Source organism: Bacteroides sp. An51A, assembly GCF_002161565.1.
Taxonomy (GTDB): Bacteria; Bacteroidota; Bacteroidia; order Bacteroidales; family Bacteroidaceae; genus Phocaeicola; species Phocaeicola intestinalis.
In genome coordinates, this window is the sequence record NZ_NFIC01000007.1 from 156,835 (window position 1) to 179,515 (window position 22,681).

Consider the following 22,681-nt stretch of genomic DNA (forward strand, 5'->3'; position numbering starts at 1 on the left):
GGGACAAAAAACTGTCCCCCGACAAAGGGAAAATTTAATAACCAATAAAGCAGGAAACAGTCATGGCAAAGAAAACTATCGCACAAAAGGAACCGGTCAAGCTCCGTGAGAAGAAGCTGAGCAATGGAAACATCAGCCTGTATCTTGACATATATAGAAACGGGAAGCGTCACAAAGAATACCTGAAATTATACTTGATAGAAGCAAAAACACCTATCGAGCGGGAACAGAACCGACAGACTTTAGCAACGGCTCAAGCAATTAAATCAAAGCGTTTAATTGAGATTCAAAACGGGGAATATACATTCACTCATCAATTCAAGGAGGATACTCCATTCCTGGAATATTACCGTAACATGGTTAAAGAACGGAATACTCCAGATACAAGAGGCAACTATGGCAACTGGCAAAGTTGCTTGCGTTATCTGGAGCTGTACTGCGATGAGAAAACAACTTTCAGAGATGTTACACCAGAATTTATTTTGGGGTTCAAAGATTTCTTAGAAAGTGTTGAAAAGGACACACACAAACGCAGGGGGCCGCGCAGAGAACGTGATGTGTTTCAAGGTCTGTCTCAAAATTCGAAAGCGTCCTATTTCAGAAAACTTAGCGCCTGTATCAACCATGCTTATGATGAAAGGATTATTGCCGTCAATCCATTACGCGGAATTGAAGGGTTCAAAGATGCAGAGGTCAAGCGTGATTATCTGACATTAGAGGAAGTCAGAAAATTAGCGGAAACGCCGTGCCGCTATCCCGTACTTAAACGTGCGTTCCTCTTTTCCTGCCTGACTGGATTGCGTAAATCCGACATCCAAAAACTCTTGTGGGGAGACGTGCAAAAATTTGGTGAGTTCACAAGAATTATCTTCAAACAGAAAAAGACCGGCGGCCAGGAATATTTGGATATTTCACCTCAAGCGGAAAAATATCTTGGAGAAAGAGGAAATCCAGAAGATCCTGTTTTTACCGGATTCACATACGGCTCCTGGACATCCGTAGAGTTGCAACGATGGAGCATGACTGCAGGAATAAAGAAAAATTTAACATTCCATTGCGGGCGCCATACCTTCGCAGTCCTGATGCTCGACTTGGGCACGGACATCTATACTGTATCAAAACTGCTCGGGCACAAAGAACTTTCCACGACACAAATATATGCCAAGGTTCTTGATAAGAACAAGCAGAACGCAGTATCACTTATTCCGGAAATCGGTTAACAGCATTTGATTTATGACAAGACAAGATTTCGTTATAAAAGTAGCCAAGATAAACAAGATTCTGGGAGAATTAAAATATGGGATAGACATAGACACTATTCTGGATTTTTCTTTTCTTACACCTCAGTTATTAATGTTAGCGGAATGGACGGCAGACATACAGCAATATATAAGCCAAGAGCCATCCCCTTCCCTTGCACGGCAAATTACAAGCATAGGATATACAGACGAAATAAAAAAGTATCTGGCAAAACACAAGGAAGACATAACTCCTACTGCTTGCGTGACACTACTTATTGATTCTATTAAAAGGTTACAGTCATTATTTGAAATATGCAGGCAGTATCAGCGTGAAGAAAAAGGCCAATACAAGGATTTGGTAGAGACGCTGGCCAATGAGCAAGTAGCAACCCTTTTGCAAAGAGCCGTTGATGCCGGACTGTTGGACAATCATTTCCAGCCAACTCCAGATACAAAAACACTACAACTGAGAGTCATTGCATTTGCAGTATCTTCTATATGCAAATTTCCACGAATTTATGTAGATTTCGAGAAACAATGGAGCCATACTACCTCGTATAGAATCAGCACATGCAGTATCCCTAAATACAGGACCAAATTCTACGAATACGCGAAATCCCTTTATCCAGAAGTGGACTTTTCGCCCTTAGAGTCATCGTGTGGGATTGAGACCTTCTATACCCCACAAAGTCCAGAAGATATAACCAAGATGTACAACGAGCTGATAAAATACAAGTATATTGCTCCTGATACAACGCTCGATGTCTTTAATGGGATTTTTGACAAAGCGAAGTTTGTAAAACCTGTCGAATGGATTAAGGAGCAACGCTTGCTGGCATATTTTTTATATTTGGCTTTTGGCAAATGGAACAAGAAGAATTTATGGGTAAAAGGCGGAAAATGTTTTCTAATCAACGGAAAAGCTCCCCATATAGCATGTTTTAAGTCAGGTTACAGCTCGATTAAACGCTTAGGGTGGATGGATAGATTTGACACCAGACTAAAAGCCATCTGTGAAGAATTTAACCATATTGAAGAAACCGCAAAAGAAAAAGTGGAAAATAAAGGGCGGATTATCCACATTGGCAAAGAGGTGTTCTATTCAGACAAAAGCGAAGAAAAGAAACAAGCGGTATTTTCAGGGCTCATCAATGGCGGATATATTTCGCCAACCACTTCAATTGATATATTCATGGGAATTTTTGATGAAACGGTATTTACCCGGCCTGTATTATGGATAAAAAGTCAGGTATCACTCATGTACTTCGTTTATTTGTCATTCAGAGCAGATAATCCTTTTGACTTTTGGACAAAATGCGCCAACTGCTTTCAAATTCGAGAAGGCAAGCCCATAAACCGGGAAAGCCTAAGATGCAATTTCCGGTCGATCATAAGTAAAGGGAAACTGGATACCTATGACATAGAATTGAAAAGAATTGCTGATGAGTATAATAGTTGTACAATAAAAAAGGAAGCAACAGCCTCCGATAGAAAGGCTAAAGCATATATTACCTAACATCAAATTCAATCAAGCAATGACAAAGAATTTAACTTTGCTCCTCTCTCTTTTTGAAAAGAGCGATGCGCGGAGCCGGAAAGACTCCTGCGCAAACCGGTGAACAAGGGTTATTCCGGTTGGTCTATCAAGCCCATGAAGTTTATAAAGCTGAAGTCCTAACTCACAGAAAATGTTACAGGCGCTTCATGCTTGACTTTATTCATTCGACGCAATACCACGATGCTACTGACGCTTGGAGCAAGAATGAACATCAGAAGAATTATTGCATTGTTTCAGAGCTATTGGAAAACCATGAAAAGCTGGTATGCCAATACTTCAGTCAGTCCACCTTAGACGAAACCCAAATTAAAAAATTGCTCGATACATTCAATACATCCGAACATCTCCAAACAAAATCCCGGATACAAAGTTTCCAAAACAGCCGTCAATCAGAACAGCCCCCTTTGCCAGATTCCTATGAGCCATTGATTGACAAAGACACAATCGGCCTCATTGTACAGCTTGTCAATGAGGTCGGCCTGTTTATAGAACAACTGGATGTGAACGATGTCATCACCCGATATGAGAGAGCCATGTTAAATCCGGTCACATCGAAAAACAACACACGGTTGGTGTTGCTACTTGACAAACTCGCCATGCACGACATCATACCGTATGACTGGCAATCGGTCATTGCCAAAAAGCAGCTTGTCAGAAGTTCTTCCGGTAAGAAATTTCTCAATCAGCATGACCTATCCTCTACCCTTAACAGGATAAAGGACATACAACCGAGTATCTCTGAAAAGAAATTCTTCGCGACAATAGACCGGTACATAAAGCTAATCAAAGACAAAGAAATAGACTAAAAGAAAGCAAATTTGTTGAGAGTCGTGTTGATAGAAACGTTGACACTCAACACTATCAACATGCTCATCAGGAAGCTGTCCATAACTTTGCCCTCCGTAATCAATAACTGCGGAGGGCAAACCTTCTATTGTCAAATTTAATTTTAGCAATAAATGAAACAACGAAGAACAAACAGTGGAAGCAGTCCAGTTTTCCGATATATCAGACAGATGGAAAACATGGTTTCCAAAATGACATCCGAGAAACCCATCGAACGTATCCAATCCTTGGAGCAGCGAATCGGCGAAGTCGATAAAATTCCCAATATAGAGAATTTTGTCCGTCAGATAAAGGAGCGCATGTGGATTACCAAAGAAGTGCTGACCATTTCCGAGGCATCCGCCTATCTGGGGCTGTCAGAGAGCTACATCTACAAGCTGACCGCCTCCAAACAAATCCCCCATTACAAGCCCAACGGCAAACTCGTCTATTTCAACAGGAAAGAGTTGTGCGACTGGGCTTTGAGAAATCAAGTGAAACCCCATCAGGAAATGGCAATTAAAAACAACGTATTATGAAAAAGAATGACATGGACATCATACTATCCCGCATTGAAAGGCTAAGTGTCTTCATTGAGGGAAATACATTGGAGGGCTTTCAGAGGGAAATATTAAGAGTAGAGAACTACCTGCAACGTTTCGCCAAGCTGGACGAACTGCTGGCTCATCTGAAAAACGTGGAAAAGATAGCATATGCGGCAAAGGATTTTCTGAACATAGACGAAGTTGCAGCGTATCTGCAAGTATCCAAGAGCTTTGTCTATAAGCTGACATCCACCAAGGAACTTACCGTTTACAAGCCCAACGGCAAGAACATATTCGTACTCCGGGACGACCTGAACGACTGGATAAGACGTAATCCATGTTTCTCCTACGAAGAAATCGACAAACAGGCCAATGTTATGTCGTATCGCCTTGAAAACAACAACAAACGTAAACGCAGAACAAGAAGAGATGGAAACGGAAAGATCTAATTTTATGTTTCCGGATACGCACAGAATAGACGAGGCGAAATACAAGTCGCTGCTGAAATATATCCGGCTCAATGTCACAGAACAATACGATTTCCCTCAAGAGATTGTCCAGATTGACGGTGTGACCATAGCCACATTAGGCAATTTCAGTGCATCCACGGGGAAACCTAAAAGCAAAAAGACCTTCAATGTAAGCGCCATAGTCGCATCGGCGCTTTCCGGAAGAGAGGTATTGAAATACAAAGCTGACTTGCCTCCGTGCAAGAACCGTATCCTTTATATTGATACGGAACAGAGCAAATGCCACTGTCATAAGGTACTTCAAAGAATACTGAAACTGGCAGGTATGCCCATAGACCAGGAGAATGACCGCATTGAGTTTTTTGTTCTCCGCGAATACACTCCCGACCAACGCAGGGACATCATCAAATGGGCCCTCCATGAAGAAAAAAATATCGGGCTGGTTATCATAGATGGAATACGCGACTTAATCCATGACATCAACAGTCCAAGCGAGTCACTTGATATTATTAATGAGCTGATGAGATGGTCAAGCTATTACGAGCTTCACATCCATACGGTACTCCACCTGAATAAAGGAGATGACAATACCAGGGGGCATATCGGTACCGAATTGAATAATAAAGCTGAAACCATCTTGCAAATCTCCAAAAATATAGAAAACGGAAGAATCAGTGAAGTAAGAGCTATGCATATCAGGGATAAAGAGTTTGTACCATTTGCCTTTGAAATCGGAGAAGACTCGCTTCCCCATTTGGTAAAAGACTATCAATTTAAGATGAACAAGAAAGACAGGCTGTCTTCATACCTTGACATGACAGAACAGCTACACCGTTCTGCTTTGGAAGTCGCCTTTTCCGACAACACCTCATTTGGCTATCAGGCATTGCTTGACGCACTAAAAAAGGGATATGACAGCATCGGTTACACCAGAGGAAGAAATACCCTGGTCAATCTGTGTAAGTTCCTGATTCAACATAACGCGATACAAAAGAATGGCCGGGAATACCGTTACAACGAGAATTTCAGCATCTGAGCCGTATCGGTTTAGTTTGCGGGTATATATAAAGAAACCATACTAAACACAGGATGCACATGAACATATCGGAAGCGAAACAAATACGGATTGTGGACTACCTGCGACTTCTCGGCCATGAGCCGAAGAATGCGCGCGGGGGACAATACTGGTATCTTTCCCCTTTCAGGGAAGAAAAGACGCCGTCGTTCAAGGTGAACGACCGGCTCAATGAATGGTATGACTTCGGGGCGGCTACCGGGGGCGACCTCGTGGAACTGGGCAAGCACCTGTACGGAACGGACAGTGTAAGCGAGGTGCTGGCCTGCATCGAACGGCACACCGGAACCAATGAACTGCCGAGGGTTCGGCTTCCGGCGGTGATGCTCCGGCCGGTGGAAGCGGAAATGAAGGATATAAGGGTGGTGCCGCTACGACACCATGCGCTGCTGTCGTACCTCCATTCCCGGATGATCGATGCCGACATCGGAAAGATATTCTGCAAGGAAGTGCATTATGAGTTGCGCAAGCGACACTATTTCGGACTGGCATTCTGTAATCTGTCAGGAGGCTATGAAGTGCGCAACCCTTACTACAAGGGCTGCCTGAAGAATAAGGATGTTTCGCTGATAAGCCATACGCACGGCGAGACGCAGGGCCACGTGTGCGTCTTCGAAGGATTCATGGACTTTCTCTCCTATATGACCCTGCGGCAGGCCGGAGACAGGGAGATATGCCTTGAAGTTCCTTGCGACCATCTCGTGATGAACTCCGTAAACAACCTTAAAAAGGCATTGGGACACTTGCAAGAATATCCGTTCATCCATTGCTACCTCGACAATGACCTTGCCGGACAGAAAACTGTGGAAACCATCGCCATGCTGTTCACCGGGAAAGTCAACAACGAAGCCTACCGGTACGACGGCTACAAAGACCTGAACGACTATTTAAGAGGCAAAAGACGCTGACCCGGCCAGCGTGTCAGAATTTATGAAGCTCTCCTGACGGAGGGCTTCTTTTTTTTGTCTGCCAATGCGCATTTTCAAGTATGAAACAGCTGTCAGAATATGATTTTAGAGTATGATTTTTAGAAATACCATAAATCTTATTAAGGAAGCAGCAATTTGTATTTCAATTATTTCTTAATATAGAACAGATGGATTTTCTTTGCAAATCAAATTTTGAATACAAAATAAAATTCATATTAGGATATGAAATCATACTTTATATTCGCAATCATTCTGACGGCAATCTACGTCGTTTACTATGCGGCCAACATCGCCAGGGACCTGTACCGAAAGAGAAGCCAGGGCAGGACGGACGAGGAAGTCTTTGAAATCGACCCCGATAACGGGCAGGACAGCGTGGCGGTGACGGAAAGCGAGACCGGATTCAACGTCGGGACGGAGAAGTACGAGACCGCATTTGATAATTCCGGCACTTCCATACAGGACGGCGCGGCAGACACAGACAAGGAATCGGCCGAAGAGCGGTTTGCCCGTATGAAGGCCGAAGCCGAGGCGAAAATGGAGGACAGTACCCCTTACCTGTCAGAGGCATTCACAGCGGACGATATGTACAAGGCGATAGTTTCCGGCGGCCGTCTGGAGAACCGTCCCGCAATGGCGTGGAAACCGATGGACAAAATTTAGCGATGAAAACGAAGAAGACAGTATGCGCCTTGCTGATGCTCACGGTTCCCTGCTTCGCCTTCGCCAAGAGCGGAGCCGTAAACTATTCATGGGGAGCGGATGCGCTTGCCACCATGCACGACTTCGTGGTGACGATGATGATGTACGTCCTTTACATCTGTTATGCGGTCGCCTCCGTGCTGGCCGTCATATCCGCGCTCCAGATCTATATCAAATGGAACACGGGAGAGGACGGCATCGTGAAATCCATCCTGATGCTGTTCGGGGCATGCATGTTCATCATAGGCGCCTCCATCGTATTCCCGGCCTTTTTCGGCTACCGCATATAGAAAAGAGATTCAGAATATCAATGATAGTAATCACTAAAAGTAACGAGAATGAAGAAGTTAAAGAATGCAATGAAAAGAATCGTAGGCGCAGTATTGTACAAGGTTGCGATGCTCGCCATTCTGTTAGTGTCGGGGCCTGCCGCACTGATGGCGCAGAACACCGCAGGCGACTACACGGCCGGAACCAACGCCCTGACCACCGTGGCGGAGGAAATCGCCAAGTATGTACCCATCATGGTGAAGCTGTGCTATGCTATCGCCGGAGTCGTGGCCATCGTGGGCGCCATCAGCGTCTATATCGCGATGAACAACGAAGAGCAGGATGTCAAGAAGAAAATCATGATGGTCGTGGGCGCCTGCATCTTCCTGATTGCGGCGGCACAGGCACTTCCGCTGTTTTTCGGTATCGGCGGCTAAAAAGGAGACGCGATGAAAGGCAGGGACGAACGCTATCCGGACTACCCGTTGTTCAAGGGGCTTCAGCGGCCCCTTGAGTTCATGGGCATACAAGGACGGTATATCTACTGGGCGGCGGGTTCGGCAGGCGGAGCCATTGTCGGTTTCGTCATTGCCTACTGCCTTGCCGGTTTCGTGGCCGGACTGGTGGTATTGGCCGTCATCCTGTCTGCGGGCATCTCGCTCATCATCCTCAAGCAAAGGAAAGGCCTTCACACCAAGAAGAACCGGAAAGGAGTGTATGTCTATGCCCGCTCGAAGAAGATATGAAAAAAGAAAAAGCCATGACGGAGAGCGCGTGGCCTATTGAATGTTGAACCCGGGCAGGCCCGCTTTGGAACAGGCGAGTCTGCCCTTACTTAAGCAGAAAGCAACCGACAATGACACTGTACATCATACTGATTTTCATCGCCCTCTGTGCGGGCATGGCCATTTCGGTCCATGCTTTTGGCACGGGCGGCAAGCGCAAGCGCATCTTCCAGGACATCTATTTCACCGTGGAGGACGTGAACGGCATCGGGGTGCTGTACACCAAGACCGGGGAATACTCGGCCGTCCTGCGGATGGAGAACCCCGTGCAGAAGTATTCGGCCAACATCGACAGCTACTACGAGTTCACAAGCCTGCTCACCGCCGTCGCACAGACGCTGGGCGAAGGCTATGCGATACACAAGCAGGACGTGTTCGTGCGCAAGCAGTTCGAGGATGTGACGGGCGACCGGCACGAGTTCCTATCCTCCGCCTATTTCCGGTACTTCAAAGGCCGGATGTACACGGACAGCGTATGCTACCTGACCATTACGCAGGAATCAAAGAAAAGCAGCCTATTCTCTTTCGACGGCAAGAAGTGGCGCGACTTCCTCGTGAAGATACGCAAGGTGCATGACCAACTGCACGATGCAGGCATACAGGCGGAGTTCCTGGATAAGCCCCAGGCGAATGCGTTCGTTGACCGCTACTTCGCCATGAACTTCAAGGACAGGATTGTCTCGATGACCAACTTCAAGGTGGACGATGAGACGGTCTCGATGGGCGGCAAGCGTTGCAAAGTGTACAGCCTCGTGGATGTGGACTGTGCCGCGCTGCCTTCGCTCGTCAGGCCCTATACCAATATAGAGGTGAACAATGCGGAGATGCCCGTTGACCTGCTGTCCGTCATCGACAGCATACCGGAAGCCGAGACGGTGATCTATAACCAGATCATCTTCCTGCCCAACCAAAAGCGGGAACTGGCGGCGCTTGACAAAAAGAAGAACCGTCACGCAAGTATCCCCAATCCCGGCAACCAGATGGCCGTGGAGGACATCAAGCGTGTGCAGGAGATAGTTGCCAGGGAGAGCAAGATGCTCGTGTACAGCCATTTCAATCTTGTTGTAGGGGTATCTGCCGACACAGACATACAGAAATGCACCAATTATCTGGAGAATGCCTTCGGTCGCATGGGCATCCACATCAGCAAGCACGCCTATAACCAACTGGAACTGTTCGTCGCCTCTTTTCCCGGCAACTGCTATGCCCTGAACGAGGACTACGACCGTTTCCTGACCCTGAGCGACGCAGCCATGTGCCTGATGTATAAGGAACATATCCAGCACAGCGAGGAAACGCCGCTGAAAATCTACTACACCGACCGCCAAGGCGTGCCGGTGGCCATCGACATCACCGGAAAGGAGGGAAAGAACAAGCTGACGGACAACTCGAACTTCTTTTGCCTGGGGCCTTCGGGCAGCGGCAAGTCGTTCCACATGAACAGCGTGGTGCGCCAGCTCCATGAGCAGGGCACGGACGTGGTGATGGTTGATACGGGTAATTCATACGAGGGATTATGCGAGTATCTGGGCGGCAAGTACATCAGCTATACAGAGGAAAAGCCCATCACCATGAACCCTTTCAACATCACCCAGGCAGAACTGAATATCGAAAAGATAGACTTCCTGAAAAACTTGATTTTACTGATATGGAAAGGGTCGGACACGAAAATCACGGAACTGGAGTTCCGCATCGTAGAGCAGATGGTGACGGACTATTACGACGCTTACTTCTACGGCTTCGACGGTTACGACCCCGTGCAGCGCGAGAACCTGCACAAGACCTTGATAGCCGCCGAGAAGCGGAAAGGCAGATGGAATGCAGAGAACCTGCCGGAACTGGAACAAAAGGTGGACAGCAAGATACGCCTGCTGGAGGAACGGCGGAAAGCCTTGAAAGTAAACTCGCTGTCGTTCAATACCTTCTATGAATACTCCTGTGAACGGTTGGAACTTATCTGTCTGGAAAACAACATCACGGAGATAGACTACGACAAATATACCTACATGATACAGCCGTTCTACAAGGGCGGAAACTACGACAAAATATTGAACGAGAACGTGGACACTACCCTGTTCTCGGAAACGTTCATTGTCTTCGAAGTAGATGCCATCAAGGAAAATAAGAAACTGTTTCCCATCGTAACGCTTATCATCATGGACGTGTTCCTGCAGAAGATGCGCATCAAGAAGAACCGGAAAGTCCTTGTGATAGAGGAAGCGTGGAAGGCCATCGCATCGCCGCTCATGGCCGAATACATCAAGTTCATGTACAAGACCGCAAGAAAGTTCTGGGCCTCGGTGGGCGTGGTGACGCAGGAGATACAGGACATCATCGGCAGCGAGATAGTAAAGGAAGCCATCATCAACAACTCCGATGTGGTGATGCTGCTCGACCAGAGCAAGTTCAAGGAGCGGTTCGACAGCATCAAGGCCATTCTCGGACTGACTGATGTGGACTGCAAGAAGATATTCACCATCAACAGGTTGGAAAACAAGGAAGGGCGCAGCTTCTTCCGCGAGGTATTCATCCGGCGTGGTTCGACCAGCGGCGTGTACGGCGTGGAAGAGCCGCACGAATGCTATATGACCTACACCACCGAACGCGCGGAGAAGGAAGCGTTGAAACTGTACAAGAAAGAACTCCGTTGCAGCCACCAGGAAGCCATCGAAGCCTACTGCCGCGACTGGGATGCCAGCGGCATAAGCAAGTCCCTGCCTTTCGCCCAGAAGGTGAATGCGGCGGGGCATGTGTTGAATCTGAAAAAGAGGGATAAAAACAATCAGCAATAAATGACCATGAAACGGCTGTCGTTCATACTAATGTTCTTGTCGCTCGCCACCGTGCAGCATGTCCACGCCCAGTATTACAGCGTGAACTACGACACACGCACCGTGGCGGCGATGGCCGCCGCCTTCGGTACGGAGACGGTCGCCGAGAGCTATTACCGTGAACAAGTGGATGACATTCTCAAACACTATACGGCCGCAGAGGTCGCCGCCGCCGGCATCTTCTCGTCGAAATTCCTTGAGCACAAGGCCCTGTCCGAGCTGGGTATATGGAGCAGCAGCACGGAGAACTACTATTATCGCCGCATCTACAACATGGTTGCCCGGAAAATCATACCGAAGATCTGGGTGGTGGCCAAGATGATGCTGCAATCCCCGCAGACAGCCCTCTACTGGGGCAGCTACCTGATGAAAGTGTGCGACGACACCAAGAGCCTGTGCATGCAGTTCGAGAGCATCGTGACCAACAGCACGTTGACTTTTTCCGATGTGGCTTTTCTCGAAATCAAGGAAGAGTTCGCCTCCCTGCTGCGGCTCAGCGAACTGGGAAACATTGACTGGCAGCGGATGCTGGACGACCTGGCCCGCATACCGGGCAACTTCACGAAAGAAAACCTGCAGAGCGACCTCGACAATTTGTACAACATGGGTGTGGGGCTGGCCACGGCTGGCATCGGGAATATCGGCGACGCCCTGCTGCAGACCAGCTCGTTCCATGACCTGATGAACGGCAAGGTGGAAGAGATATTCCACCTGTACGACCATTACAGCCACCTGTACGAAGCTGCGGAACAGGATGCCGGACGACTCCTGCTCGACATGGTGGGCGGCCCGGAAAATGTGGCCGGGCTGTTCAACTTCAGCAACTACGACCTGACCTCGTGGATTACCGACTACATGGACGAAGCCGCCGGGAATTACTACACCCAGCGGTGGTACATCGCCCGCCGAGAACAAGGCAGCGTGTCGCTGTGCGACTACTATCCGCCCACCGACGACAACAGCATACTGAACGGCGGCGAATGGACCCGTTTCGAGACCACCGACGCCGGGTTCTATCCCAACGCCTCGCAGCGTGAGCAGGCCCTCTCCAACTCGGAGCGGTATGCCGGATGGTCGCGCGACCGGGTGCAGCAGTTGAACAACCAAAACGACGGTTTCACTTACTCCATCCGTTACAGCCAGAAGGCCTACGTCATCAGCCGTGGCGGGAAACAGACTAAGAAGGCATACGCCTACGAAATCCATGTGACCCAGAGCTGGAACCGGGAGGAAGTCGTCTATGAGGATGTATTTGACTCTTATTCGATGGACCTGAACACCTTCAAGGCGCAGCTCAACGCCCGCCTGTCGGAAATCAACGAAAACGAGGAGGGGTACACCTACTATATCGCTTCCGATGCCCGGAACTACTATCAGGCGACGGACGCCGCCAAGCTGCAGGGCTGCGAGAGCGTGACCATTAGCGTGACCTGTTCTGACGGCGCGACCCTCGGACAAGGAAGCACCCAATACAAATGCCGCAAGTGCGGCAGTTCGCTGGACGGGCATTCGAAGGAGTGCGCCATGCAGACCACCGTGACGGACAATGAACTGGACACCTCGGAACTGGACGGGATGGTGCAGGAAGCCGAGAACCAGGTCGCCGCCCTCCAGTCGCAGATAAAGGCTCTGGAGGATGAGAATGCCGCCCTATTGAAGAAAATCTCCGAATCGAGCGTGGAAGATGCCGCCGCTTACCGCCAGCAGTATAATGCGAACCAGACCCGGCTACAGGAACTGAAGAACGAATTGGCCGAGTGGCAGCAAAAACTGGCAGACTACGAAAACGCAAAATCGGAGGCTGCCGGCGACAATGCCGTGGCGACGGACGACTACTACCGCATCCCGGCCATCATGCAGGACTGCAAGACCGCCTACAACCTGACGTGGCAGGACGGCGGAGCATGGAACGGTTACACCTTCGTGCGCAAGGCCACCATGACGGACATCAACGGCGTCATCACCTTCAAGGCGACCCTTTCGATCGCGAGGAAGCCCAAATACTTCCTCGGCATCAAGATACACCGTGCCATCCTGCAGATAGCATGGGAACTGACCACGGAATACACCGACACCCATGTGGCCGATGTTCTGACGCTCGACCCGAACCTGTCGGACGCGGAAAAGGCCAAGCAAGTGAACGACCGTATCGCGGAGATAGCGAGGGAATACCCCTCCTGCAAGATTACTACCGAATATGCCAGCACGCCGCCGATGGAAGACACGCCTACGGGCGATGTGTACCACCTGCTATGGTCGAGCGACCGCCTTGAAATCGCCCGTGAGGTGGACACCCGCCTCACGAGAATCTACGCCGACCTCGTGTCGCTGGAGAAGATGATGCACTACAAGTACAGCATCATCGACCTATTGAAGGATGTGCTGCCCGAACTGGACACGGATGAAGGACGCAGGCTCACGCTTGTGGAAGAATGCCATGAGCGGTGGGTGGAAAATGCCCGTAACCTGCGCAACGGGAACGGCAGAAAGGAGGACGTAAGATGAGACAGAGACTGACTTTGACCTTCCTGCTGCTGGCTCTTCTGCCGTATGTCGCCAAAGCCCAATGGACTTTCGACATCGTATCGGTGGAAGCCTACATCAACGACCACAAGAAACAGCGCAGCCTGCTGCTGGCACGTTCCACCCTGGAATACAGCAACAAGCTGCTGCACGAGTACAGCAAGGACGCTACCGTGGAATACAAGGAGCTGAACGTGGACCTTGACCGGTACACACGCGCCTTTGATGTCATCGACGTGATGTACCAGTCCCTGCGGACGGTGCTGAACGCCAAGGACACCTATACGACTGTGAGCGACCGCATCGGCGATTACAAGGAGATGCTGACCGAGTTCAACGACAAGGTGCTGAAGCGCGGAAAGGCCGAGCCGGAAGACCTCCTGATACTCACGATAAACAAGAAAGCGATAGAAGACATCGCCAATGACGGGGAACAGTTGTACAAGTCGCTCAACGACCTTGTGCTGTACGCCACCGGAGCGGCTGCCTGCTCGACTTCCGACCTGCTGATGGTCATGGAAGCCATCAACGGCTCTCTCGACGACATCGAGCGGCACCTGAACCGTGCCTATATGGAGACATGGCGATACATACAGGTACGCATCGGCTACTGGAAAGAAAAGATATACCAGGCACGCAGCCGTCAGGAAATCATCGACGGAGCCTTTGGCCGCTGGCGCGGTGCCGGAAGACTGGATTATTAACGAAAAAAGGAAAAGGATATGCACATGAAACGAACAATGACACTTCTTGCGGCGGCAGTCCTGACGGCACATGCCGCCCATGCGCAGTATGTGACCTACAACCACGACTCGCCCAAGCAGAACCAGATTACCGTGATGGAAACCGGCACCGGGGCATTCACCCCGGAAATCTACTACACGCTGCTGCACAACAAGTACAAGAAGACGGCGGCGGCGAAGAACAAGCTGTCGTTCCGGACGCTGGCCGGAGTGAACCTCTACAACCAGACGGACGAGGCGGAAGCCATCGACTCGGCACTGGTCAAACGGGCCGCTGTCGAGGCATTGAACGTGGCCGACAGGCAGGTGGACCTGGCCTGGCTTGCCGAGGGCGACAAGGTGAACGGACAGATGGAACGCTTCCGGCGCAACATCGACCGCATTCTCCTGTGTGGCGGCACGCCGGACGAACGGGAACGCTGGGAAGAATATTATCAGGTGTACCAGTGCGCCATCAACGCCACCAAGGATGCCTACATGCCCAACGCCCAGCGGAAGAAAGAGTACCTGCGCATCAGCGAGGATGTGGCCCGGCAGAACGGGACGCTCATCCTCTACCTCGCACGGAAACAGAACGCCACCGTGACGGAGGGACTGCTGAACGCAGAAGAAGCACAGCCTATCGACAAAGGAAGCATCCTGCGCGATGCCGTGGAGCGGTGGAACGAATCCCGGTTTGCCGTGCGTGGCTCGCAGACGGGGGGCGGCAGCGGAGGAAGCGACGGAGAAGAAACCGTGAACAGGAACTAAAAAAGAAACGGAAATGGCAGACGGAAATATCCTATCGAATTTCGGCATAGACCTTCTGGAAGAGGAAATAGATGATGTCATCTTTCAGACCAACGAGTTTCTGACCGACGCCACGTTTACCGGTGCACAAGGCCCGTTCTGGTGGATCCTGCAGATGTGCATGGCACTCGCCGCCCTGTTCGCCATCATCATGACGGCGGGCATGGCCTACAAGATGATGGTCAAGCACGAGCCTCTGGACATAATGAAACTGTTCAGACCGCTGGCTGTGTCGCTTGTGCTGTGCTGGTGGTATCCTCCGGCAGATACGGGCATGGCAGGCAGCGGCAGCAACTGGTGCTTCCTGGACTTCCTGTCCTACATCCCGAACTGCATCGGCTCGTACACCCACGACCTCTATCAGGCGGAAGCCGCGCAAATCAGCGACAAGTTCGAGGAAGCGCAGGAACTCATCTTTGTCAGGGACACGATGTACACCAGCCTACAGGCGCAGGCGGACGTGGCCCATACCGGAACATCCGACCCGAACCTGATAGAGGCCACGATGGAACAGACCGGCGTGGACGAAGTGACCAGCATGGAGAAAGACGCGGCCAAGCTGTGGTTCACCTCGCTGACCTCCGGCATCGTCGTGGGCATCGACAAAATCATCATGCTCATCGCCCTTGTGGTGTTCCGTATCGGGTGGTGGGCGACGATATACTGCCAGCAGATCCTGCTGGGGATGCTGACGATATTCGGGCCAATACAGTGGGCTTTCAGCCTGCTGCCCAAATGGGAAGGCGCGTGGGCGAAGTGGCTCACGAGGTATCTGACGGTACACTTCTACGGGGCGATGCTCTACTTCGTGGGCTTCTACGTATTGCTCCTGTTCGACATCGTGCTGTGCATCCAGGTGGAGAACCTGACGGCGATAACGGCGAGCGAGCAGACGATGGCCGCCTACCTGCAGAACTCGTTCTTCTCCGCCGGCTACCTGATGGCGGCGAGCATCGTGGCATTGAAATGCCTGAACCTTGTGCCGGATTTGGCCGCATGGATGATACCGGAGGGAGACACCGCCTTCTCGACCCGTAACTTCGGTGAGGGCGTGGCACAACAGGCGAAGATGACAGCCACGGGCGCCATCGGAACCATGACGCGATAAGGAAACTCTGACCCATTAAGAACTATCATCAATCATAAAACAAAAAGGATATGAAAACCAAGAAAAGAATCGAGAAATGGCTGGCGGACGAGAATTTCCGCCGGTATGCCGAGAAACGGATGCAGGAAGAGATTACGGAAGTGCCGGAGAACCATACGCTTGACCGGAAGTACGAGGAACTCGACGAAGGTTTCGAGTGTGACGACCGGTACATCTCGCCCCTTGTGGAATACCTCGCCTACCGCCTGCATCTGGCAAGGCTTTGCAGGAACCCGCACAAGCGCAGACGCGGCATCTGGTGGGTGTTCGTGCATGTGTTCATGCAGGGGCATTACACCCATGTCTTCTCCGAACATTTCGACCCTCTGCTGGACGAGCTGCAGGACTGCATCATCCCCATGCTGCATGACGAATATGTACGTAGGTTGAACAGCGAAAAAAGAGGCAGGCAATGGTCATAAAGAATCTGGAGAACAAAATCAGGCTGACAGGCATCGTCTGCACGGCTTTCCTTGTGGGATGCGTCATCATCAGCGTGTCGAGCATCTGGACTGCCCGGACAATGGTCGCGGACGCGCACAAGAAAGTCTATGTGCTGGACGGCAACGTGCCGATATTAGTCAGCCAGACCACGATGGACGAAACGCTCGATGTCGAGGCCAAGAGCCATGTCGAAATGTTCCACCATTACTTTTTCACCCTTGCGCCGGATGACAAGTACATCCGTTACACGATGGAGAAGGCCATGTACCTGGTGGACGAGACCGGACTGGCACAATATAATACGCTCAAAGAGAAAGGTTTCTACAGCAACATTCTCGGAACGAGCGCGGTGTTCTCCATCTTCTGCGACAGCATCCGATTCGATGCAGCCAAAATGGAGTTCACCTACTACGGACGGCAGCGCATCGAACGCCGGAGCAACATCCTGATGCGCGAACTGGTCACAGCCGGACAGCTCAAACGGGTGCCGCGCACGGAGAACAACCCGCACGGGCTGCTCATCGTGAACTGGCGCACGCTGCTGAACAAGGACATCGAGCAGAAGACAAAGAACAACTATTAAAGGAGGAACGACCATGAACATCAAAGGATTCAGACGCATGCTGCTCGGCGAGAAGATGCCGGACAGGAACGACCCGAAATACAAGGAACGCTACGAGCGGGAGGTGAATGCCGGGCGCAGGTTCGCCAAGGCGACCCGGATAGACAAGGCGGCCGCCAAGGTGCAGGGCTTTGCCAACGTGCACCGCACCCTGTTCCTTGTCATCGTATTTGCCTTCGTCGCCGCAGGGCTGGCATGGAACATCTACCGGCTGACCGTCGTGTACCACCGTCAACCCGTAAAGCGGACAGCCACCGAGATGCAGGACAGCATCCTGCGGGAAAGGCACCGGTCATCCGAGCTGTATGTACAACCACCAAAAGAACAATGACGATGAGCATATTGGAGAAAATCAATTTCAGGCAACCGAAGTACATGCTTCCGGCCATCCTCTACCTGCCGCTGCTCGGCGCGTCGTACTTCATCTTCGACCTGTTCCGCACCGAAAAGGCCGAAGTGCAGGACACCACGCTGCAGACCACCGAGTTCCTGAACCCGGAACTTCCGGAAGCCACCCTTAAGAACGGGGACGGCATAGGCAGCAAGTACGAGAACATGACAAAATCATGGGGCCGGATACAGGACTATACCGCCGTGGACAACATTGAAAGGGACGAACCCGATGAAAACAAGGAAGAATATGAATCGAAATACACCGATGACGACATCGCCCTGCTCGGAGAAGTCGAACAGGAAAAGAGTATGGCGGCGGAAGCTGCCGACGCCAAGAAACGGGAAGAAGAAGCCCTCGCGGAACTGGAGAAAGCCCTTGCCGAAGCCAGGCTGCGCGGACAGCAGGAAGTGACCCCGCCGGCAAAAGAGGACACGGCCCAAACAGAGGTACCACCAGTGGAACCGCAGGCAGAGGGCCGCATCGACGAGGACAGCCGTGCCGTGAAAACTCCCGGTGAGAATGACAAGGCCAGCGAGGTGGTGAAGAAAGCCAAGGCATCCTCGGACTACTTCCACACGCTCGACCGCAGCAGCGATGAGCCGAAGCTCATCCAGGCCATCATCGACGAGGACATCAAGGCCGTGGACGGCTCGCGTGTGCGGCTGCGCCTGCTGGACGATGTGGAGATAGACGGAAGCACCCTCCGAAAGGGCACCTACCTGTATGCCACGGTCAGCGGCTTTTCCTCCGGAAGGGTGAAAGGCAGCATCAGCAGCATCCTCGTGGGTGACAAGCTGGTCAAGGTCAGCCTCTCGCTGTACGACACCGACGGGCTGGAAGGACTGTATGTGCCGGAAAGCCAGTTCCGGGAGACGAGCAAGGACGTGGCCAGCAGCGCCATGTCGGGCAACCTGAGCATGAACACCGGCGGCTATGGCAACAACCTCGCCCAATGGGGAATGCAGGCCGTGCAGAACGCCTACCAGAAAACGAGCAACGCCATCAGCAAGGCCATCAAGAAGAACAAGGTCAAACTGAAGTACGGCACCTTCGTGTATTTAGTAAACGGAAACCAGAAACAATAGACAAGACGAAAATGGAGCAAGACAAGATATACCACATGGACTGCCTGGAAGGGATGAAGCAGATAGCCGACCGAAGCGTCGATGCCGTGATTGCGGATCTGCCTTACGGCGTGCTGAACCGGCAGAACGGGGCTGCCCGGTGGGACCAAAAAATCCCGCTTGCACCCTTATGGGAGCAGTACCTGAGAATCACCAAGCCGGACAGCCCCATCATCCTGTTCGCACAAGGCATGTTCACGGCGGAACTGGTATTGTCACAGCCCAAGCTGTGGAGATACAACCTCGTCTGGCACAAGGACAGGGTGAGCGGCCACCTGAACGCCAACCGGATGCCCATGCGCCAGCATGAGGACATCGTGGTGTTCTACCGGAAACTGCCGGTGTACCACCCACAGATGACCCCGTGCCCGCCCGAAAAACGGAACCATGACCGCCGCAAGACGGAAGGTTTCACCAACCGCTGCTACGGTGGCATGAAGCTCGCCCCAGTGCGCATAGCCGATGACAAATACCCGACATCGGTAGTATCCGTACCCAAGGAACACTGCAAGGGAGCCTTCTACCACCCCACACAGAAGCCAGTAGCCCTGATAGAATACCTGATACGGACCTACACAGACGAGGGCGACCTCGTGTTGGACAACTGCATCGGCTCCGGGACGACCGCCATCGCCGCCCTGCGGACAGGCCGGCACTACATCGGCTTCGAAATCGACAAGAGTTATTGCGAAATTGCCGAGCAGCGAATACGGGAGGAAGGCGAACAGAGGGAAAGAATGAACAACGGGAATAAACAATAAAAAAGCATAGACATGAACAGACATCGAATGACGGGCCTGTTTCTCCTTGCGGCCGGACTGTGCGCCGCATACGAGGCAAAAGCCCAGAAAACCTACGAGGAAATGGAGCTGCTCACCGTGAACGAGCAGGTGACGACCGTCATCACGGCATCGGAACCCGTCCGACTGGTGGACATCTCCACCGACAAGGTGGCGGGTGACCAGCCATTGGACAACATTATCCGCCTGAAGCCCAAGGAGGCCGGACACGAGGACGGCGAAGTGCTCGCCATCGTCACCATCGTGACGGAACGCTACCGCACGCAGTACGCGCTACTCTATACTACCCGGCTGAAGGAAGCCGTGACCGACAAGGAGATACTGCCTGCGGAACGGGAAGCCTACCACAATCCCACCGTCTCCATGTCCACAGCGGAGATGACCGGACTGGCCAGACGCATCTGGAACTCCCCGGCCAAGATACGGAACGTGGCGAGCAAGGCACACCGCCTGACCATGCGGCTGAACAACATCTATGCGGCCGGCGACTACTTCTTCATCGACTTCTCGATAGAGAACAAGACCCATATCCGGTTTGACATCGATGAAATCCGTGTGAAGCTCGCTGACAAGAAGGTGTCGAAAGCAACCAATTCGCAGGTCATTGAGCTGACTCCGGCAATGGTGCTGGAACCGGGAAAATCATTCAAGCGGGGCTACCGCAATGTGATAGTCGTCAAGAAGATGACCTTCCCCAACGACAAGGTGCTGACCATCGAGATGACGGAGAAACAGATCAGCGGGCGCAACATCAGCCTGCACATCGACTACGAGGACGTGCTTGCCGCCGATTCGTTTGACCAATCGCTATTGGAGGAGGAATGATGTCAATGAAGAATTAAGAGTGACGAATTAAGAATTGGAAATGATGAGTGAAGCATTGAAAAATAAGGGAAGGACAAGAAACAGACTGCTTGCCTTGGCGGTGGCCGTGTTCACCTTGTCTGTAACAGCTTCGGCACAGCGGAACACCGGACGGCTCTCGCTCGGAGCCGGGCTGCTGTACCGGAACGGCATGGATCTGACCCTTGCCTACGAACATGAGACGAACTACAACAATGCCTGGGAGTTCTTCGCTAACGGCTACCTGCAATGGAAAGACTGTGAGACGTGCGGGCATATCTGCCCGGAATCGTTCTGGCGGAACTACCGCACCTACGGCTTCGGCGTGGCCTACAAGCCCTGCGTGGTACGCGGCAGGAACCACTACGGCAACCTGCGCATCGGGGCATCGGGCGGCAGTGACACGAAGAGATTCCTCGGCGGCATCCACCTCGGCTACGAACACAACTATGTGCTGCGGTCGGGATGGGTGTTCTTCTGGCAGGCGAAGGGCGACGTGATGATAAAGGGAGCCGACCTGCTGCGGGCAGGTGTCGTGCTCGGCGTGAAACTGCCGGTAAAATAACTGATGAAATGAGGGAAAATAAAAATATGAACAGATGACAATAAACAAGATACATATCATCATTGCGGTGGCGGCAGTCTTAACTCTGGCCGCCTGCGACGCACACATCGAGACTCCGGACATGACGGTACGGCCCGGACATGTCCTCTGCGACGACGGCACGGTCCTTTCCTACGAGTTGTACCAAACTTCCGGCAAGCGGGCCGTGGCCATCGTATTCGACACCGGCAAGCACGGCGACACAGAAGAGAACGGTCGTGCCGTCTATCTGTGGGACATCGCTCCCAAAGCCTTTGCGGACACTCTGGGCGTGGAGCAAGGAACATCCGCCGACACGGAAGCGTTCGACGGGAACACGAACACCTTTGCCCTATATGACACCCGGGAGACCGCCTCGCCGATGGCGGAAGCGGTATTCGACCTGTGGTGCTACGGACAGAGCGCATACATCCCCTCGGTGGCGGAGATGCGCCTGCTGTATGCGGCACGGGAGGTCGTCAATCCCGTACTGGAAAAATGCGGCGGAGACATCTTGCCCACAGACAGCACAGGCGACTGCTGGTACTGGACCTCGACGGAAGTAGAGGGGCAACAGACCGCCAAAGCGTGGCTCTACTCGATAGGCAGCGGAGCCATGCAGGAGACCCCGAAGACACAGGCACACCGGATAAGGCCCATCATTACCTTGAACAACTAAAAATAACAACAATATGGAAACATTGGATATTACTATGCTTATCGGACTGGTGCTGATGGTATCGGCACTGGTCATCCTTTACCGATGCGCACGGGGAAAATCCCGCCGCCAGCGGATGAACGAACTTGCGGATACACTTCTTTCTATCCACGACAGCCTTGAGCTTCAGGTCAGGAGATTGGAAACCCTGTCGGGTGAAATAGCCTCCGACAATGAAAAATGTTCCGCCCTGCAATACCGTGCAGGGCAACTGCAGGATACCGTCGATTCGCTGGAATACAGACGGGACGAGCTTGACCGGGAGAACCTGTCCCTGGCGAGAACCCACGACGAACTGATGCGGAGCAATGCCGACCTGACGGAGAAGGCAGCCCGCCTGCGGAATGCCATAGTGCAGGACGGACAGGCCGTCGTCGAGCTGGAGCAGCGCATCGACACCCTGAGAAGAATCAAGGAAGGCTTGGAGATTGCCGTGGAGAACAAACCGGCGGAAGAAATACCTTACCTCTCGCAGCCGCTATTCAGCTTGGGCATCCAGCCATCGGCGCAGAACCACCTCGCCGCATACGGGTTAAGATATGTAGGCGACCTGGTGCGTCGTGACGAGCAGTACCTCATGGAAATATGGGGAATCGGCCCGGCAACCGTCGAGCGGATAAAGACCAAACTGAACGAGAACGGCGCATATCTTGACATGGACGTTATCCGGGTGGATAACCGCTGGTATCGCAGAAAAACGGACTAAAAGACAGACAGGCT

25 protein-coding genes are annotated in these 22,681 nt (G+C 51.8%); all 25 read left to right on the top strand.

What is annotated here, in order from left to right; translation table 11 throughout:
* The first annotated feature begins 62 nt into the window (after positions 1–62).
* The gene (locus B5G04_RS14600; protein WP_021947372.1) at positions 63–1,220 is read left to right on the top strand and encodes a site-specific integrase; all 1,158 of its coding nucleotides are present in this window, start codon (positions 63–65) and stop codon (positions 1,218–1,220) included.
* Between the two features lie 13 nt (positions 1,221–1,233).
* Complete coding sequence (locus B5G04_RS14605; protein WP_021947371.1) at positions 1,234–2,757, top strand: hypothetical protein; 1,524 nt, start codon at positions 1,234–1,236, stop codon at positions 2,755–2,757.
* Positions 2,758–2,945: 188 nt separating this feature from the next.
* Positions 2,946–3,605: a hypothetical protein gene (locus tag B5G04_RS14610; RefSeq protein WP_021947370.1), complete on the top strand. Its 660-nt coding sequence runs from the start codon at positions 2,946–2,948 to the stop codon at positions 3,603–3,605.
* Between the two features lie 153 nt (positions 3,606–3,758).
* Positions 3,759–4,163, top strand: coding sequence for a helix-turn-helix domain-containing protein (locus B5G04_RS14615; protein ID WP_021947369.1), 405 nt, complete (start codon positions 3,759–3,761; stop codon positions 4,161–4,163).
* On the top strand, positions 4,160–4,618 hold the full coding sequence (locus B5G04_RS14620; protein ID WP_021947368.1) for a helix-turn-helix domain-containing protein: 459 nt from the start codon (positions 4,160–4,162) through the stop codon (positions 4,616–4,618). The genes B5G04_RS14615 and B5G04_RS14620 overlap by 4 nt, the downstream gene beginning before the upstream one ends.
* Complete coding sequence (locus B5G04_RS14625) at positions 4,599–5,675, top strand: AAA family ATPase (RefSeq protein WP_021947367.1); 1,077 nt, start codon at positions 4,599–4,601, stop codon at positions 5,673–5,675. Before B5G04_RS14620 ends, B5G04_RS14625 begins: the two co-directional genes overlap by 20 nt.
* A 59-nt stretch (positions 5,676–5,734) precedes the next feature.
* Positions 5,735–6,622 (top strand): toprim domain-containing protein, encoded by an 888-nt coding sequence (locus B5G04_RS14630; protein WP_021947366.1) that lies wholly within the window; start codon positions 5,735–5,737, stop codon positions 6,620–6,622.
* A gap of 243 nt (positions 6,623–6,865) precedes the next feature.
* Positions 6,866–7,306 (top strand): hypothetical protein, encoded by a 441-nt coding sequence (locus B5G04_RS14635; RefSeq protein ID WP_022040908.1) that lies wholly within the window; start codon positions 6,866–6,868, stop codon positions 7,304–7,306.
* A gap of 2 nt (positions 7,307–7,308) precedes the next feature.
* Entirely contained in the window at positions 7,309–7,635 is a 327-nt protein-coding gene (locus tag B5G04_RS14640; RefSeq protein ID WP_013616559.1) for a DUF4134 domain-containing protein, read from the top strand.
* Between the two features lie 48 nt (positions 7,636–7,683).
* A complete protein-coding gene (locus B5G04_RS14645; protein ID WP_013616558.1) occupies positions 7,684–8,052 on the top strand; it encodes a DUF4134 domain-containing protein in 369 nt (122 codons plus the stop codon).
* A 12-nt stretch (positions 8,053–8,064) separates the two neighbouring features.
* Positions 8,065–8,361, top strand: a complete 297-nt coding sequence (locus B5G04_RS14650) for a DUF4133 domain-containing protein (protein ID WP_022040909.1) — start codon at positions 8,065–8,067, stop codon at positions 8,359–8,361.
* A 110-nt stretch (positions 8,362–8,471) separates the two neighbouring features.
* The gene (locus B5G04_RS14655; protein WP_087397875.1) at positions 8,472–11,192 is read left to right on the top strand and encodes a conjugal transfer protein TraG; all 2,721 of its coding nucleotides are present in this window, start codon (positions 8,472–8,474) and stop codon (positions 11,190–11,192) included.
* A gap of 6 nt (positions 11,193–11,198) precedes the next feature.
* The gene (locus tag B5G04_RS14660) at positions 11,199–13,736 is read left to right on the top strand and encodes a hypothetical protein (RefSeq protein WP_087397969.1); all 2,538 of its coding nucleotides are present in this window, start codon (positions 11,199–11,201) and stop codon (positions 13,734–13,736) included.
* Positions 13,733–14,458, top strand: coding sequence for a hypothetical protein (locus tag B5G04_RS14665; protein ID WP_072545041.1), 726 nt, complete (start codon positions 13,733–13,735; stop codon positions 14,456–14,458). The genes B5G04_RS14660 and B5G04_RS14665 overlap by 4 nt, the downstream gene beginning before the upstream one ends.
* Before the next feature lie 24 nt (positions 14,459–14,482).
* Complete coding sequence (locus tag B5G04_RS14670; protein WP_041584190.1) at positions 14,483–15,247, top strand: DUF5045 domain-containing protein; 765 nt, start codon at positions 14,483–14,485, stop codon at positions 15,245–15,247.
* 13 nt (positions 15,248–15,260) lie between these two features.
* Positions 15,261–16,394: a hypothetical protein gene (locus B5G04_RS14675; RefSeq protein WP_087397877.1), complete on the top strand. Its 1,134-nt coding sequence runs from the start codon at positions 15,261–15,263 to the stop codon at positions 16,392–16,394.
* A gap of 50 nt (positions 16,395–16,444) precedes the next feature.
* Entirely contained in the window at positions 16,445–16,855 is a 411-nt protein-coding gene (locus B5G04_RS14680; RefSeq protein ID WP_013616551.1) for a hypothetical protein, read from the top strand.
* Positions 16,846–17,460 carry a conjugative transposon protein TraK gene (traK, locus tag B5G04_RS14685; protein ID WP_013616550.1) on the top strand — a complete coding sequence of 205 codons (615 nt, stop codon included), beginning with the start codon at positions 16,846–16,848 and terminating at the stop codon, positions 17,458–17,460. The genes B5G04_RS14680 and traK overlap by 10 nt, the downstream gene beginning before the upstream one ends.
* A 13-nt stretch (positions 17,461–17,473) precedes the next feature.
* Positions 17,474–17,830: a hypothetical protein gene (locus B5G04_RS14690; RefSeq protein ID WP_072545037.1), complete on the top strand. Its 357-nt coding sequence runs from the start codon at positions 17,474–17,476 to the stop codon at positions 17,828–17,830.
* 2 nt (positions 17,831–17,832) lie between these two features.
* Complete coding sequence (gene traM, locus B5G04_RS14695; protein ID WP_072545035.1) at positions 17,833–18,978, top strand: conjugative transposon protein TraM; 1,146 nt, start codon at positions 17,833–17,835, stop codon at positions 18,976–18,978.
* An 11-nt stretch (positions 18,979–18,989) separates the two neighbouring features.
* On the top strand, positions 18,990–19,778 hold the full coding sequence (locus tag B5G04_RS14700; protein WP_072545033.1) for a site-specific DNA-methyltransferase: 789 nt from the start codon (positions 18,990–18,992) through the stop codon (positions 19,776–19,778).
* A 12-nt stretch (positions 19,779–19,790) separates the two neighbouring features.
* The gene (gene traN, locus B5G04_RS14705; protein ID WP_072545032.1) at positions 19,791–20,642 is read left to right on the top strand and encodes a conjugative transposon protein TraN; all 852 of its coding nucleotides are present in this window, start codon (positions 19,791–19,793) and stop codon (positions 20,640–20,642) included.
* 40 nt (positions 20,643–20,682) lie between these two features.
* Positions 20,683–21,225, top strand: coding sequence for a hypothetical protein (locus tag B5G04_RS14710; protein ID WP_235847305.1), 543 nt, complete (start codon positions 20,683–20,685; stop codon positions 21,223–21,225).
* Between the two features lie 34 nt (positions 21,226–21,259).
* Positions 21,260–21,922 carry a DUF1566 domain-containing protein gene (locus tag B5G04_RS14715; protein ID WP_013616544.1) on the top strand — a complete coding sequence of 221 codons (663 nt, stop codon included), beginning with the start codon at positions 21,260–21,262 and terminating at the stop codon, positions 21,920–21,922.
* Between the two features lie 13 nt (positions 21,923–21,935).
* Positions 21,936–22,667, top strand: coding sequence for a DNA-directed RNA polymerase subunit alpha C-terminal domain-containing protein (locus B5G04_RS14720; protein WP_087397879.1), 732 nt, complete (start codon positions 21,936–21,938; stop codon positions 22,665–22,667).
* Positions 22,668–22,681 lie beyond the last annotated feature (14 nt).